17 protein-coding genes are annotated in these 13,380 nt (G+C 69.0%); 8 read left to right on the forward strand and 9 right to left on the reverse strand.

Features of this window, described 5'->3' with window-relative positions; genetic code table 11:
• Positions 1 to 244 precede the first annotated feature (244 nt).
• Genes VF106_RS23255 through VF106_RS23265 form a run of 3 tightly spaced genes read left to right on the forward strand, consistent with a single transcriptional unit; the run spans position 245 to position 3,381 of the window.
• A complete protein-coding gene (locus VF106_RS23255; RefSeq protein ID WP_330841916.1) occupies positions 245 to 754 on the forward strand; it encodes a GNAT family N-acetyltransferase in 510 nt (169 codons plus the stop codon).
• Positions 751 to 1,923 carry an N-methyl-L-tryptophan oxidase gene (solA, locus tag VF106_RS23260; protein ID WP_330841917.1) on the forward strand — a complete coding sequence of 391 codons (1,173 nt, stop codon included), beginning with the start codon at positions 751 to 753 and terminating at the stop codon, positions 1,921 to 1,923. The genes VF106_RS23255 and solA overlap by 4 nt, the downstream gene beginning before the upstream one ends.
• A 9-nt stretch (positions 1,924 to 1,932) precedes the next feature.
• Positions 1,933 to 3,381: an NAD-dependent succinate-semialdehyde dehydrogenase gene (locus tag VF106_RS23265; RefSeq protein WP_330841918.1), complete on the forward strand. Its 1,449-nt coding sequence runs from the start codon at positions 1,933 to 1,935 to the stop codon at positions 3,379 to 3,381.
• 9 nt (positions 3,382 to 3,390) lie between these two features.
• On the opposite strand, the gene VF106_RS23270 is transcribed toward VF106_RS23265, so the two are convergent.
• The 6 genes from VF106_RS23270 to VF106_RS23295 form a co-directional block, all read right to left on the reverse strand.
• Positions 3,391 to 3,795: a hypothetical protein gene (locus VF106_RS23270; protein WP_330841919.1), complete on the reverse strand. Its 405-nt coding sequence runs from the start codon at positions 3,793 to 3,795 to the stop codon at positions 3,391 to 3,393.
• Positions 3,796 to 3,804: 9 nt separating this feature from the next.
• Positions 3,805 to 4,416, reverse strand: coding sequence for a hypothetical protein (locus VF106_RS23275; protein ID WP_330841920.1), 612 nt, complete (start codon positions 4,414 to 4,416; stop codon positions 3,805 to 3,807).
• 7 nt (positions 4,417 to 4,423) lie between these two features.
• Positions 4,424 to 5,125, reverse strand: coding sequence for a WXG100-like domain-containing protein (locus tag VF106_RS23280; RefSeq protein ID WP_330841921.1), 702 nt, complete (start codon positions 5,123 to 5,125; stop codon positions 4,424 to 4,426).
• A complete protein-coding gene (locus tag VF106_RS23285) occupies positions 5,122 to 5,457 on the reverse strand; it encodes a type VII secretion target (RefSeq protein ID WP_330841922.1) in 336 nt (111 codons plus the stop codon). Before VF106_RS23285 ends, VF106_RS23280 begins: the two co-directional genes overlap by 4 nt.
• 4 nt (positions 5,458 to 5,461) lie before the next feature.
• Positions 5,462 to 5,917 (reverse strand): YbaB/EbfC family nucleoid-associated protein, encoded by a 456-nt coding sequence (locus VF106_RS23290; protein WP_330841923.1) that lies wholly within the window; start codon positions 5,915 to 5,917, stop codon positions 5,462 to 5,464.
• A gap of 76 nt (positions 5,918 to 5,993) precedes the next feature.
• Complete coding sequence (locus tag VF106_RS23295; RefSeq protein WP_330841924.1) at positions 5,994 to 6,737, reverse strand: SDR family oxidoreductase; 744 nt, start codon at positions 6,735 to 6,737, stop codon at positions 5,994 to 5,996.
• A 101-nt stretch (positions 6,738 to 6,838) separates the two neighbouring features.
• Between VF106_RS23295 and VF106_RS23300 the strand changes: the two genes are divergently transcribed.
• Both VF106_RS23300 and VF106_RS23305 read left to right on the forward strand, forming a co-directional pair.
• On the forward strand, positions 6,839 to 7,192 hold the full coding sequence (locus VF106_RS23300; RefSeq protein ID WP_330841925.1) for a winged helix-turn-helix transcriptional regulator: 354 nt from the start codon (positions 6,839 to 6,841) through the stop codon (positions 7,190 to 7,192).
• A gap of 101 nt (positions 7,193 to 7,293) precedes the next feature.
• The gene (locus tag VF106_RS23305; protein ID WP_330841926.1) at positions 7,294 to 8,124 is read left to right on the forward strand and encodes a siderophore-interacting protein; all 831 of its coding nucleotides are present in this window, start codon (positions 7,294 to 7,296) and stop codon (positions 8,122 to 8,124) included.
• Here the strand turns inward: VF106_RS23305 and VF106_RS23310 are convergent.
• Positions 8,121 to 9,290 (reverse strand): NAD(P)H-binding protein, encoded by a 1,170-nt coding sequence (locus tag VF106_RS23310; RefSeq protein WP_330841927.1) that lies wholly within the window; start codon positions 9,288 to 9,290, stop codon positions 8,121 to 8,123. The genes VF106_RS23305 and VF106_RS23310 overlap by 4 nt on opposite strands.
• A 54-nt stretch (positions 9,291 to 9,344) precedes the next feature.
• Here VF106_RS23310 and soxR point away from each other — a divergent pair, with 54 nt between their 5' ends.
• Positions 9,345 to 9,785: a redox-sensitive transcriptional activator SoxR gene (gene soxR, locus VF106_RS23315; protein ID WP_330842028.1), complete on the forward strand. Its 441-nt coding sequence runs from the start codon at positions 9,345 to 9,347 to the stop codon at positions 9,783 to 9,785.
• Between the two features lie 5 nt (positions 9,786 to 9,790).
• Here the strand turns inward: soxR and VF106_RS23320 are convergent, their stop codons facing one another.
• Positions 9,791 to 10,729, reverse strand: a complete 939-nt coding sequence (locus VF106_RS23320) for a LysR family transcriptional regulator (RefSeq protein ID WP_330841928.1) — start codon at positions 10,727 to 10,729, stop codon at positions 9,791 to 9,793.
• A gap of 419 nt (positions 10,730 to 11,148) precedes the next feature.
• On the opposite strand from VF106_RS23320, the gene VF106_RS23325 reads away from it, so the two are divergent.
• Positions 11,149 to 11,385, forward strand: a complete 237-nt coding sequence (locus VF106_RS23325; protein WP_330841929.1) for a three-helix bundle dimerization domain-containing protein — start codon at positions 11,149 to 11,151, stop codon at positions 11,383 to 11,385.
• 35 nt (positions 11,386 to 11,420) lie between these two features.
• On the opposite strand, the gene VF106_RS23330 is transcribed toward VF106_RS23325, so the two are convergent.
• Positions 11,421 to 11,594 (reverse strand): hypothetical protein, encoded by a 174-nt coding sequence (locus tag VF106_RS23330; RefSeq protein ID WP_330841930.1) that lies wholly within the window; start codon positions 11,592 to 11,594, stop codon positions 11,421 to 11,423.
• A 379-nt stretch (positions 11,595 to 11,973) separates the two neighbouring features.
• Here VF106_RS23330 and VF106_RS23335 point away from each other — a divergent pair, with 379 nt between their 5' ends.
• A complete protein-coding gene (locus tag VF106_RS23335) occupies positions 11,974 to 13,311 on the forward strand; it encodes a serine hydrolase domain-containing protein (RefSeq protein ID WP_330841931.1) in 1,338 nt (445 codons plus the stop codon).
• Positions 13,312 to 13,380: the final 69 nt, after the last annotated feature.

The following is a 13,380-nucleotide window of genomic DNA, read 5'->3' on the forward strand; positions in this document are numbered from 1 at the left end:
TTGTTGACACTGCTGAAACATCACGACCGGTCATGGCCATCAGAGAATGTGCATGTAAACACGGATGCATACATCCGAGTAGCCCATTGACGGCAGGCGTGTCGACTTGCAATGGTGATTGTTAACAATCGACTGCTGAGGAGCGTGCGATGGTCGTGCTGACGCGCGTGGTCGACGGAGCGCCTACTGCCGTCCGGAACGGACTGTCTACTGTAGATGGGCACGAAGTGGCGGCGAGGGGCTGATGGCGATCATCCGGGAGTTGGCGGTCGAGGACGTCCCCGAGGCACGCGAGGTCATGCTCCGCACCGTCCGCGAGGACCTCGGCGACCGCTACGACCCGCGCATCCACGCCGACATCGACGACCTCGTCTCGTGGTACCTCGAGCCGGCGGGCCCCTTCATGCTGGTCGCGGTCGACGGACCGGTGATCGTTGGCACGGCCGGCATCCGCGGCGGCGCGCTCAAGGAAGGGCTCAGCCCACCCCACCTGGTCGAGCGCTACCGGGACGGCCGCACCGGCCAGTTGGTTCGGGTGTACGTGCTGTCCGAGCACCGGCGCCGCGGCATCGCCCGGCAGCTGGTGGACGCGGTCCTCGACCGGGCACGGCGCGAGGGCCACTACGACACGATCGCCCTGCACACCTACCGGCACTCGCCGGGCGCGGTGCCGTTCTGGCTGTCGTTCGGCTCGGTCGTCGTCGAGGACGACTCCGACGGCGCGTCCCGCGCGCTGTTCATGGAGATCGCGTGACCTCCAACAGCGCCGACGCGGACGTCGCGGTCGTCGGGCTCGGCACGGTCGGGTCCATGGCCGCGTGGCGGCTGGCGGCACGCGGCCAGACGGTGCACGGCTACGAGCGGTTCGGGATCGGGCACGACCGCGGCGCGTTCTCCGGCCAGACGCGGCGGTTCTCCGTGCAGAGCCAGCGTGAGCCGAGGTGGACCCCGCTCGCGCTGGCCGCGCTGGACCTGTGGCGGGAGTTGGAGGTCGCGACCGGCCGGCCACTGCTGCACCTGGTCGGCGGCGTGATCCTCGGTCCGGCGGACGCGCCGGCGCTGCGCGCCGCCCTGCGGTCCGCTGTGGATGGTGGGCTCGCGCACGAGTACCTGGACGCGGCCGCGCTCGCGGACCGGTTCCCGCAACACCTCGTCAGACCGACCGACGCCGGCGTGCTCGACCCGTTGGCCGGGTTCGTCCGGCCGGAGGCCGCCGTCGTCGGCGCGGCCCGGCAGGCGCGGGAACTCGGCGCGACCCTGTTCGAACACACCAGGGTCCTCGACGTGTCGGCCGACGCCGGCGGGGTCGTCGTGCGGACCGAGGCGGGGACTCGCCGGTACCGCACGGCGATCGTGGCGCCCGGCGCCCGGGCCAGGGACGTGCTGGCGCACGCCAAGGCGACCGTGTTGCCCCGCCGGCTGGTGCAGGCCTGGTACGTGCCGCACGACGTCGACCGCTACCGCGCCGAGGTGTTCGGCGTGTTCGAGCGGGTCGGGGACGTCAACGTCTACGGGTTCCCCACGGTCGACGGTGCCACCGTCAAGGTCGGCGTCTACACCGAGGGCCACCCGGTCGTGTACGACACCGACAACGTGCCCCTGACCGTCGGTCCGGCTCTGCTGAGCCATTTCCGGGACACGGTCGCGGCGTACCTCCCCGGCCTGCACCCGGAACCGGTCGCGACGACGGTCAACCTGGAGGGCTACACGACCGACGGCCAGCCGTTGCTCGGACCGGCGCCCGGGACGGACCGGATCATCCTCGCGTGCGGGTTCTCCGGAGCGGGCTTCAAGTTCGCCCCGGTCGTCGGCGACGTGCTCGCCGACCTCGCCATCACCCGGCACACCAAGCACGACATCGGGTTTCTCGCGCCGGACCGGCCACTCGCCACCTGGCCGGCCGAGGTAGTCGTACCAGCATGAAAGGACAGCATGTCCCACCCCACTGACCACAAGGGACTGTTCATCGGCGGCCGGTGGAGCGACTCGGCCGACGGCGCCCGCATGCCGGTCATCAACCCGGCCAACGGGGAGACACTGTGCACGGTCGCCGACGGCACACCGACGGACGGCCGGGCCGCGGTCGCCGCCGCCGTGGCCGCGCAGGCGTCGTGGGCGAAGACGCCGCCCCGCGTGCGCAGCGAGATCCTGTACCGGGCGTACGAGGCGATGGTCGCCGACATCGAGCAGTTCGCGACACTGATCACCCTGGAGATGGGCAAGCCGCTCGCCGAGGCACGTGGCGAGGTCCGGTACGCCGCCGAGTTCTTCCGCTGGTTCGCCGAGGAGGCGGTGCGGCTCGACGGCGACTTCGGCCACACACCGGACGGCAGCACGCGGGCGATGGTGCTGGCACAGCCCGTGGGGCCGTGCCTGCTGATCACCCCGTGGAACTTCCCGCTGGCCATGGGCACCCGCAAGATCGGCCCGGCGATCGCGGCCGGCTGCACCATGGTGCTCAAGCCGGCGCCGCAGACCCCGCTGTCCAGCCTGGCGCTCGCGGCGGTCCTGACCGAGGCCGGCCTGCCGGACGGCGTGCTGAACGTGGTGCCAACGAGCCGTGCCGCCGCGGTCGTGGAGCCGCTGCTCAAGGGCGGCGACATCCGCAAGCTGTCGTTCACCGGCTCGACCGAGGTCGGCAGGCTACTGCTGGCGCAGGCCGCGCACGCGGTGGTGAAGACGTCGATGGAGCTGGGCGGCAACGCGCCGTTCCTCGTCCTCGACGACGCGGACCTCGACCGTGCCGTCGACAGCGCGATGACCGCCAAGATGCGCAACATGGGGGAGGCGTGCACGGCGGCCAACCGGTTCTTCGTGCACGAGGCGGTGGTCGACGACTTCGCCCGCAAGCTGGCCGAACGCATGGGCGCGCTGGTCGTCGGCCCAGGCCTGGAGGCGAACACACAGGTCGGCCCGCTGATCGACCCACCCAGCCTGGCGAAGGTCACCGCACTGGTCGACGACGCGGTGTCCCGGGGCGCACGGGTGGTGACCGGCGGCAAGGCGGACCGTGGCCGCGGCTACTTCTACCGCCCGACCGTGCTGGTCGACGTGCCGGCGGACGCCAACCTGTGCTTCACGGAGATCTTCGGCCCGGTCGCGGCGATCCAGTCGTTCAGCGACCTCGAGGACGCGGTGCGGCGCGCGAACGACACCGAGTGGGGCCTGGTCGGCTACGTGTTCACGCAGGACGTGGACAAGGCGTTCGCCGTGTCGGAGGCACTCGAGGTCGGCATGGTCGGCCTCAACGTGGGCATCGTGTCCAACCCGGCGACCCCGTTCGGCGGCGTCAAGCAGTCCGGCATCGGCCGCGAGGGTGGCCGGTACGGCATCGAGGAGTTCCTGGAACGCAAACTGATCGTGATGCCCCGGCGGGCGTGACGGCACCGGTCAGGTGCGGGTCTTCCCGGTCAGCACGTAGCGGTCGCCGTCGAGTTCGTCGAGGTCGACCGCGACCAGGCGGTCCTCGTCGGCGGTGACGAGGCGCCACCACTCGTCCGAGTCCGGAGTGTCCAGCAGCGCGCGTACCCCGAAACGGCGTGCGAGCGCCGCGGCGGTCTGCACGTCGGTGGGGCCGGTGACGGTGTCGTCGGCGCCGATGTCGACGCGCCACAGGAACTCGCCGCCGTCGAGGTCGATGTACGTGCAGCTCACCGTCGCCGGTGGGCCGCCGGCGTCCTCGTACAGCTTGCCGACGTGCACATTGGCTGGCGGCACCTTGAACACCTCGGCGACGGCGCGGTGCAGCTCGTTCGGGTCGGGCAGCTGGTCCAGGAGGAAGCTGTAGCTGAGCATGTCCTTCTTCTATTTCTTGTAGTGCTGGTAGACCTGGCTGGCCTTGTCGAACGACCCGGGCGGGATCCCGGGATCCCGCGAGACGCTCGCCTTCGCGGCTTCGACGTCTCCATCAAACCGGATCAGCGCCTGCAGTGCTTTGTACTCCGGCCGGTTCAGCTGCACGAAGCCCGGTCCGTCCACCGGGAACACGGTCCCGTTGGACTCCACCTTGTAGCGGCGGCCGCTCTCGGTGACATAGCTGTTCGTGTCCGGGTCCCAGCGTGCCTTGCCCGCCTGGATGTCGGCGACGTCCTGTCGGACGGCGTCCCTGGCCTCCGGCAGGATGATCGTGTTCTCGGCCTTGGCGGGACTCTTCGGGCTGACCCGGTTGAGCTGGTGGCGGTCGCTCGGCAGCCGCAGCTGGATCTTCCCGGCCGGGCCGGGGACGCTCGGGTTGACCGGCGTGCCCGAGCCGGAGCCGCCGGCCCGCCCGGCCTGTGCGTGCTGGTCGATGGCCTGGTGCGCGCTGGAGACGCCCTTGCTCGCGTCGACGCCGCCCGACACCTGGGAAGGCCGCTTCCCTGTGGTGCCGTCACCCCCGGTGCCGCCACCACCGGGCTTCTTGGGTTTGGGGGTCATGACCGCCCTATCCGTTGAGGAGCTTGGTGAGGTTCTGCAGGCTCGTGGTCAGGGCGGTCGTGTAGGTGAGGATGCGCCCGGCCCACTTGACCACCGCGGCCCCGATCTGCGTGATGATCGCCGGGATCGTGAAGACGAGGAGCGCCTCGGCCGCCCACACGATCACGCGCGCCACGAGGTCGGCGATGAGGTCGCGGACGAGCTCACGGGTGAGCTCCACGAGGCCCCCGGCGCCTTCGGTGGCCGCCCCCATCGCCGCCGCGGTCGCGCCGAGCCCGCCGATCGCCTGGACGTTGTTGGCCATCATGGCCTGGTAGGCGCTCGAGGCCTGCCCGGACCAGCCCGGCAGGTCCTTGCCGAGCGCGGCCTTCAGGTCCGCCGAGATGCCGGCCAGCTCGGTGGCCATGTTGTTCCAGGTCGCCGCGTGCGACCTGACCACGTCCGGCTTGCCGGTCACCTCGTCGAGCATCTTGCGCAGCGGCTCGAAGTACTCCATGGCCCAGCCCAGCCCGTTGGCCAGCAACGCGCTGATCGGGTCCAGCGCGGACGCGGCGAGCTCGACCCCGAGTCCGGCGCCGGCGAGCGCGTCGTCGACCCAGCCGTCGGTCTTGATGGCGTCGACCAGGCCCTCGATGCTGTCCGCGAGGCTCGACCCGGTCCACACCTCGCGGGACGACTGGACCGGCGCGACGAGGGTGTTGTCGGTCATCGTGGTGCTCCCCGTCCGGTGAGTTCGCCCTCGATCTCACCCATCACGGTCGCCGCGCCGCCGTCGGAGTCCTCGTAGTCGTCGGCGCTGTCACGCAGCGACCGCGCGGCGAGGGACAGGTTCTCCTCGACGTAGGCGACCAGCTCGTCCTGCCGCCGGTGCCGACCTTCCAGCACGGCGGCGATCCACCCGCACAGCAGCCCGTACGCCTGGCTGTCCTGGGTGATGTGCGTGCTCGCGGACTTGACGGCCGCGAAGCGATCCCTCAGTGCCTCGAGTTTCGCGGCGTGGGCACGCAGCTCGTCGGGTTTGACCGTGTAACCGTCGCCCATCGGGTCACCGCCAGATGTTGGGGTCGTTGTTGTCGTCGTCTTCGTCGTCGCGGGCCCTGGGGCGCGGTGCCGCCTGTTCGGCAGGCTGGCCACGCAGGTGCTGGCCGACCCTTTCGGCGATGGCGCGTGCCGCGGGGGATTCCGTGCCCATGGTCTCCGCGATGATCTCCTGTGACCGGTCGGCCAGGTCGGACTTGGCATCGCGGATCGTGCTCATGATCGTGGCGGCGAGAACGTCCGGCGAGGACCGGTCGATCTCCCGGGACAGTTTCAGCGCGAGGAGCGAACCGGAGGAGTCCACGGTGACCTCGACCAACCCGTCACGGTCCTTCCTGGTCACCTGGAGCTGCTGGAAGCGGTCGCTCATGGTCTTGGTGTCCGCGGCGAGCTGGTCGATCCGCCCCTTCCACGCGGCAATGCGCTCCTTGGCGTCGTCGGGGTTCAAGACGCGGTCATCCATGACCCCGGACAATAGCCAGAAGGCACGGGCAAAAACGGCGAACGAAAAATCATTCACGACCGCGAAGACATCGCGATCAACGCAACGGACCACCCACCAATACGGACCAACCGGCGTCCACCCGAATGGCCGAACCGGTTGCCGTCCGCAGGTCGTCGCTCGCCGCGGCGGCGATGGCCGCCGCGACGTCCGCCGGTTCCAGTACTCTGCCGAGGACGGAGTTCGCGGCCAGTTTCTCTTCCGCCGCACCGGTGATGACGTGTGCGCTGGCCTCTGTGCGCACGGCGCCGACCACGACGGTGAGCACGGTGATGCCGTCCCTCGCGGTCTCGGCGGCGACGTGCCGGGCGAACGCGGCGAGTGCGTTCTTGGCGATGCCGTGTGCCATCCGCCCGCCACCGACATAGTCCGCCGCCGTGCTGCCGACGAACACGATCCTCCCTTTTCCGTTGGCACGCATGACTTCCACGACCCGCTTGGTGACGTGGAACGCGCCGGCCAGCTCACCGGTCACCTTCGTGTTGAACTCGTCCCACGTCAGCTCGGCGAGACTCGTGAACCGCGGCTGCACCGTGTTCGCGTTGACCACCAGGACATCGATTCGACCGTGCTCGGCGAGCACCCGGTCGACCATCCTGTCCACGTCACCCGCGTCCGTCACGTCCGCCTGGACGGCGCTGCCCACCTCCGCCGCGACCTCCTTGGCGCGGGCGGCATCCTGGCGATAGTTGACGACCACGTGGTGCCCGCGTGCGGCCAGTTCCCTCGCTGTGGCCGCACCGAGCCCGCGACCGCCTCCGGTGATCAAAGCGACTGTCATGGCGCCAAAGTAGGGTGGGCGCGCCGGGGGCGTAAGGGACTCACCCGGAGGTGAGCAGCGAACCGGCGGGTGAGCGCACAGGCCGGGCGGGAGGGCGGAGCGTGCGACGTGACGTGTTCAACACCGACTGTCCGGCGCGACATGTGCTCGAACACATGTCGAGCCGGTGGGCGGTGCTCGTGTTGCGGGCCCTGTCGGCGCGACCGCACCGCTACCACGAGCTGCGTGCCGAGGTGTCCGGCATCAGCGACAAGATGCTGGCGGCCACGCTCCAGACGCTCGCGGGTGACGGGTTGGTGCGCCGCGAGGTCGGTGACGGGCAACCGCCGTGGGTCACCTACTCGATCACCGAGTTGGGTCGGGGCGCGATGACAGCCCTGCAACCTTTTCTTGACTGGATCAGGGGCAACGCGGACGCCATCACCGCGCACCAGGCGACTTTCGCCAGGTCGTGAGGTCCGTGTGTGCGTGCGCGGCCGCGCGTCCCACTGTGGACGGTCACTCGCCCGATCGGGGTACTGTGGCCGGCAGAAACCCCTTTTCGTGAGGAAGGTCCATGGCAGAAGGACGCAGGACGCCCAGGCTCAAGGTCGCACAAGTGGACCGCGTCGAGCAGCTCACCCCGCACATGACGCGGCTCGTGCTCGGTGGTCCGGGGCTGGCGGACTTCGGCGCGGGTGAGTACACCGACCACTACGTCAAGCTGCACTTCCCTGTCGACGGCGTCGAGTACCCGCGACCGTTCGACCTCCAGCGGATTCGCGAGGAGCTGCCCCGCGAGCAGTGGCCCCGCATGCGCACCTACACCGTGCGGCGCTGGGATCCGGAGGTCCGCGAGCTGACCATCGACGTGGTCATCCACGGCGACGAGGGCGTCGCCGGGCCGTGGGCGAGCCGGGTGCGGCCGGGGGAGGACGTCTACTTCGCCGGCCCTGGCGGTGCGTACGCCCCGTCGACGGACGCCGCCTGGCACCTGCTCGTCGGTGACGAGAGCGCGCTGCCGGCCATCGCCGCCTCGCTCGAGCGGCTACCGGCCGGCGCGCGTGCCCACGTGTTCGTCGAGGTCAGCGACCCCGACGAGGAACAGAAACTGGAGACGGCCGGCGACGCCACCATCACGTGGCTGCACCGGGGCGACGCGCGGGTCGGCGACCTGCTCGTCAAGGCGGTCACCGAACTGGAGTTCCCGCCCGGCGCCGTCCACGCGTTCGTCCACGGCGAGGCCGGTTTCGTCAAGGAACTGCGCCGGCTCCTCTTCAAGGAACGCGGTGTCCCGCGGGACCAGGTGTCCATCTCCGGCTACTGGCGACTCGGCCACGACGAGGACGGCTGGCAGGCGACCAAACGAGACTGGAACCGCCAGGTCGAGGAGGAACAGGACAGCTAGATCGCGGGCGGGTCGAGGTAGAAGACCTCCTCGCGGGTGATCACGCCGCCGGCCACGGTGTAGAGGGACATCTTCGCCGAGGTCGTCCGCTGTCCGGTCGGCTTGTGGGTGACGTCGAAGGAGAACCGCACCGCGAACCGGTCATCCTGGACAAACGGCCCGTCGACCGTCACCCCGTGGATGTCCAGGTCCCGGTTGAGCCGTTCGGCGTTGGCCATGATCTCGGTCAGTCCACGCAGTTCGACGTGCTTGCCGTCGTTCTCGAGCGGCGCCACCCGCACCACGTCGGACGCGGCCAACCGGGTCGCCGCATCCATCCGGCCGGCACGGAAGGCCGCCACGTACTGTTCGGCGACCTCGCTCGCCGGTAGCGGGCGGAAGTCGTCGGCGTGGTCGTGGGCCCACTGCGTGAACGACCGGGCCGGGCGACCCGTGAGCTCCTCCACGGTCGGCAGCACCGGCTCGGGCGTCTCGATGATCGACTGCCAGTAGTCGAGCGCGGCGTCGGCCATGTCGCCCCAGCCGGCCATCGCGGCCCTGGCTTCCTCGCGGGACATCTCCTCGACGGTCGCGGGTCGTCCCACCGCGGTGCCGATGATGTGCACCTGTTCGGCCTGCGTGATCGCCGAGGGCCCGGTCAGCGGATACGTTCTGCCGGTGTGCCCGTCCTCGGTGAGCGCCAGGATGGCCACGTCGGCGATGTCGCGCTCGTGGATCAGCGAGCGGGACGCCTGTGTGTAGGGCATGCGCGCGGGCTGACCGGCGCGGATCGCGGACGCCCATTCGAAAGTGTTGGTGGCGAACCCGCCCGGTCGCAGGAACGTCCACTCGAGACCACTGTGGCGGATCAGGTCCTCCACCTCCTTCCACACGCCGCCGTTCTCGGCGCTGAGCGCCGACACGTACACCACGCGCCGGGCATGTCGCGCGACGACGTCGACCACCTCGGCAGCCCCATCCGCGGACATGAAGGGCCACAACAGAAACACCGTGTCTGTTCCCGACAGTGCACTGTGGAGTGTCGCGGGGTCGGTCAGGTCTCCGGTCACCGAGTCCGGTCCGCCAGGGAAGCGGGACAACGTGCGTAGGGCGTGGCCACGCTCGCGCAGCCCGGCCACCACGTGGCGGCCGATGTTGCCGGTAGCGCCAGTAACGAGGATCGTCATGTGTCCAGCCTCAAACTTAAACAAAGGTTCAAGTCAAGCTAGGCTGGTGTCGTGGTGACCGAGATCCCTTCCGAGCTGACGATCGGTCAGCTGTCCGAACGCAGCGGCGTGCCGACCTCCGCGCTGCGGTTCTACGAGCGCGAAGGGTTGATCAACAGCCGTCGCACCACCGGTAACCAGCGCCGTTACCACCGGACCACGTTGCGGCGGGTCGCGTTCGTCCGCGCGTCGCAGAGCGTCGGCATCCCGCTCGCGCTGATCCGCGAGGTGCTCGGCTTCCTGCCCGAGGACACGCCGCCGACCAAGGAGTTCTGGGCCCGCGCCTCCCACTGCTGGACCGAGGCGATCAACGACCGCATCACGAAGCTGGAACGCATGCGTGACCGCTTCACAGCCTGCGTCGGCTGCGGCTGCCTGTCGTTCACCGAGTGCGCACTGATCAACCCACAGGACAAACTCGCCGAACGAGGCCCGGGCGCCCACCTGCTCGCGTGAGCTGGTCATGTCTGGCGGCCGTGTAGCCAGGTCCGGTACGCGGGGGAGGAGTCCACGGCGGCACGGTGTGTGTCGATCAGGGCGTCCCGCAGTTTCGGGGCGTGCTCGGCCTGTGGGCCGCGTGTTGGCCAGATCAGGCGTTGCCGCACCCACATGGGGTCGCCTGCCAGTGGGCGGATGGCCACGTTGTCCCGCGCCGCCGCGAGGGGGTGGCACAGCGACACCCCGTGCCCCTGTCCGATCAGCGGGAAGCTGATGTTGTCGTTCATCCGTTGCACGCGGCGCGGGCTGAACCCGGCGCGCCGGCACGCGTCGTGGAACTGTGCGCGCATCCGGACGTCCTTGCCCTCGCCGGGAAACCACTGCTCCCCGGCGAGGGCTTCCAGTGGCACCTCCGCACGCGCGGCCAACGGATGGTCCTTGGACAGCAACACGAACACCGGTTGGACGGCGAGCACGGCCTCGTCCAGTCCGACCGGGATCGGGAGTTCGTAGCCGGGGTAGTCCATGCCCAGTCCGAACTCCAGCCTGCCGGTGGCGAGCAGTTCCAGTAGCTCCTCTTCGGACCCGTTGACGTGCAACGAAACCTCGGACACCAACTCGCGCGCGGCGGTGACCATCGCGGCGGTGAGCGGGCTCGGGGTCGACCCAAGACGGACCTCCACGAGTGCTTCGTCGGGGTCGCGGCGGCGCACGTCCCGCATCAGGTCGTCGTGCATGGCCAGTATGTTCTGCGCGTGGGTGAGGACGATCGTGCCGAGTGCGGTCGGCCGGGCGCCGCTGCCGTCGCGGGCGAACAGCGGGTTGCCGAGCGCGCGCTCGATTCGCTGCAGCTGCGCGGTGATCGCCGGCTGGGTGTAGCCGAGCGCCGCCGCGGCCTTGCTGATGCTGCCCGCCTCCGCCACCGCGGTCAGCACCCGGAGATGACGGATCTCCAGATCCATAACATGATCGTACGTGCCGCCGGGCACATCAACTGGAGCCGGCAGGTAGGAGGACTTTCCTTCCGGGCGTCGGCCGCGTGGCCGAGTACGCGCGTCCCACACGGACCAGCCACTCGATGTCGTCGTCGAGGTCGGTGGTCTCGAGCCGTTCCAGTTGGCTGGCGCCCGATTCCTCGTTGGGGCCCAGCCGGCGGACTTGGCGGCCATGGTAGGGGCGCTGGGCACCCGATGCTGGTGCATCTGGCCACCAACTCGGGCGGTGTGCTCGACGCGTAGGGTCAGTAGGTGACGACGGACCAGGGTCCGCGTCTGCGACCAGGCCCCACACCTCGATGCCGCACCGGCGACAGAACCGGAACTCGCCCGCTCGACGTCTCGATCGGTCGATCCGCATGACGCCCGCAGGGAAGGTGATGATCATGGACGACGTACCTGCCCCGAATGCCGCCCGACGCGACCAGTACGCCCAGATCGAAGCACGGTTGGTCGACGAGTACGGCGCCGGCCGTGCGGCTGCCGTGCGCCACGTGATAGCCGAGGAGCGACGCCGGTTCACCGACGCCCGGATACATGCGTTCGTTCCCATCCTGGTGGAACGCTCGGTGCGAGTTCGGCTCGGGCACCGCGCGGCGGTCGTGGCCGACAGCGCCCCGTGACAAGAAGCCGGTTCGTGTTCGCTTGGGCGCGCGGATCAGAGTGTGGAGGACGGTCGTCTGAGGGATTTGCGGCGGACGGCGCCGATCACGGCGGTTCCGACGAACAGAACGATGCCGACGATTCCCAGCCAGATCAGTCCCTCCATGGCGAACCCGACTATCGAGACGATGAGCCACGCGGCCAGTAGTACGACTACGAGTATGAGCATGTCTGCCTCCACAGTTTTCGGTCACTTCGTGTTACCGGCCGTGACGGGGCCTCCGCCGAGGTCTGGGGCAGCCTTTCCGGATACCCGTTGACCGTCGCGCCAAACGTGTACGACTCGTCGAGTCGCTGGACGGTGAACGAGGCGTGGGCCGTCGTATTTGGCGGTAGCCATCGGTGCCGCGGGGTAGTAGGTTCGTGTCGTTACCCCGGACCTCGGTGGCGCAGCCGACGAGTCTGGGGTCTTTTGCGCTCCGGGTGTCCTCTCTGTTCTTCGGGAAGGGAAGGCGCGCCATGCGACGCACCCCCGTCGGTTAGTCCCGTGTTGCGCGCCAACGACCGTTTGCGCGCGGGCTGGTCAATGCGGGGAAAGGTTCACATTCGTGCCTGCCATCGAAACCGGGCAGCTAGGAAAAGTGTTCGTCGGCCTGGCGCGACGGCATTGCGTTCCATCCGCCCAACTCGCCATCCATGTGGACGGCCGGACAGTGGCCATGACAGCCGGTGAGGTCAGCGCTGACGCCAAGTTCCCGGTTGGGTCGATCACGAAGGCGTTCACCGCCTCCTTGGCGATGCTTCTGGTAGCCGACGACGACCTCGATGTGGACGATCGGATCGGTACCCACCTCGCCGAGCTCGGAACCAATGCGGACAGTCTCGGCGGCAAACTGACCGTACGCCAGATCATGAGCCATACCAGTGGGTTGCCGTCGAGCTTCGGTGAGGGTCTCCAGGAGGCCGCGTCGCGACGCAGGTATCTGCTCGACTGCCGTGAGCAGAGCCTCGTCCACCCTCCCGGCTCCGGGTTCTCCTATTCCAACGTGGGATTCGTGCTCGTCGGACGGATCGTCGAGGAGATCACCGGGATGAGCTGGTGGGACGCGATCGATGCGCTCCTGCTCAAGCCGCTGAGTATCGTGCCGGCGTTCGTCGTGCGGCCGGACTCACGGTTTCCGCTCGACTCCTTCGTTTCCGGACATGCCGTGAGCGAATCGACCGGCAAGGCTCTCGCGGTCGCGCAGACGATTCGGGTGACTGATGCTCCATGCGGCGCGCTTGCGTTGAGCGCCAAGGATCTCGTCGCGTTCGGGCATGCGCACGTGACCGGCTGCACGGATCCTTCGGTTTCCGCGCCGCTCGATCCTGACGTGTTCCGAGAGATGCGGCGAGTCATCTCCGTCGCTGAACCGTTCGGTCTCGCCGATGGTTGGGGGCTTGGTTTGGCGGTGTTCCGGGGGCCCGACACAGACTGGTTCGGTCACGACGGCAACGCCGACGGCACGTCATGCCATCTCCGTATCGATCCGACGAACGACCGGGTGGTCGCGCTCACCACGAACGCGAACACCGGTGCGGCCTTGTGGGAGGACCTGGTCGATGAGTTGCGTGCGCTGGATATCCCGGTGGGTGACTACGTCGCTCCCGAACTGAAGCAGCGGATGCCGGCCTCCGGCGACGTGTTGGGCAGATACGCGAATGGCGACATAGAGTACGCGGTAGACGCGGGGGATGACGACAAGATCATCCTCAGGATCGACGGCGAGACCTACCCGGAGTTGATCCTGCACGAGGACTGGCTTTTCTCGGTCCAGCAGCCTGCTTCCGGACGTCGGATCCTCGGCGGGCGTTTCCTCAGGGATCCGTCGGGAGGACGGGTGAGCGGGATCCAGACCGGCGGTCGCGTCGCCAGCCGTAGGAAGAGTTCTACTCACGCATCTTGACGCCACGTTGCCGGTGCTGCCCGAAGGGCACTGGTCGCTCGACCACGCCCGGAAGGTTCGAGATCTGCC

The organism is Actinophytocola sp. (assembly GCF_036378875.1).
Classification (GTDB): domain Bacteria; phylum Actinomycetota; class Actinomycetes; order Mycobacteriales; family Pseudonocardiaceae; genus Actinophytocola.

Coding starts and splice junctions, on each gene's coding strand:
- VF106_RS23265 (WP_330841918.1), top strand. CDS start 1,933: ATGTCCCACCCCACTGACCACAAGGGACTGTTCATCGGCGGCCGGTGG.
- VF106_RS23330 (WP_330841930.1), bottom strand. CDS start 11,594: ATGCTCATACTCGTAGTCGTACTACTGGCCGCGTGGCTCATCGTCTCG.
- VF106_RS23295 (WP_330841924.1), bottom strand. CDS start 6,737: ATGACAGTCGCTTTGATCACCGGAGGCGGTCGCGGGCTCGGTGCGGCC.
- VF106_RS23270 (WP_330841919.1), bottom strand. CDS start 3,795: ATGCTCAGCTACAGCTTCCTCCTGGACCAGCTGCCCGACCCGAACGAG.
- VF106_RS23305 (WP_330841926.1), top strand. CDS start 7,294: ATGGCAGAAGGACGCAGGACGCCCAGGCTCAAGGTCGCACAAGTGGAC.
- VF106_RS23255 (WP_330841916.1), top strand. CDS start 245: ATGGCGATCATCCGGGAGTTGGCGGTCGAGGACGTCCCCGAGGCACGC.
- VF106_RS23320 (WP_330841928.1), bottom strand. CDS start 10,729: ATGGATCTGGAGATCCGTCATCTCCGGGTGCTGACCGCGGTGGCGGAG.
- VF106_RS23325 (WP_330841929.1), top strand. CDS start 11,149: ATGGACGACGTACCTGCCCCGAATGCCGCCCGACGCGACCAGTACGCC.
- VF106_RS23275 (WP_330841920.1), bottom strand. CDS start 4,416: ATGACCCCCAAACCCAAGAAGCCCGGTGGTGGCGGCACCGGGGGTGAC.
- VF106_RS23285 (WP_330841922.1), bottom strand. CDS start 5,457: ATGGGCGACGGTTACACGGTCAAACCCGACGAGCTGCGTGCCCACGCC.
- VF106_RS23280 (WP_330841921.1), bottom strand. CDS start 5,125: ATGACCGACAACACCCTCGTCGCGCCGGTCCAGTCGTCCCGCGAGGTG.
- VF106_RS23310 (WP_330841927.1), bottom strand. CDS start 9,290: ATGACGATCCTCGTTACTGGCGCTACCGGCAACATCGGCCGCCACGTG.
- VF106_RS23290 (WP_330841923.1), bottom strand. CDS start 5,917: ATGGATGACCGCGTCTTGAACCCCGACGACGCCAAGGAGCGCATTGCC.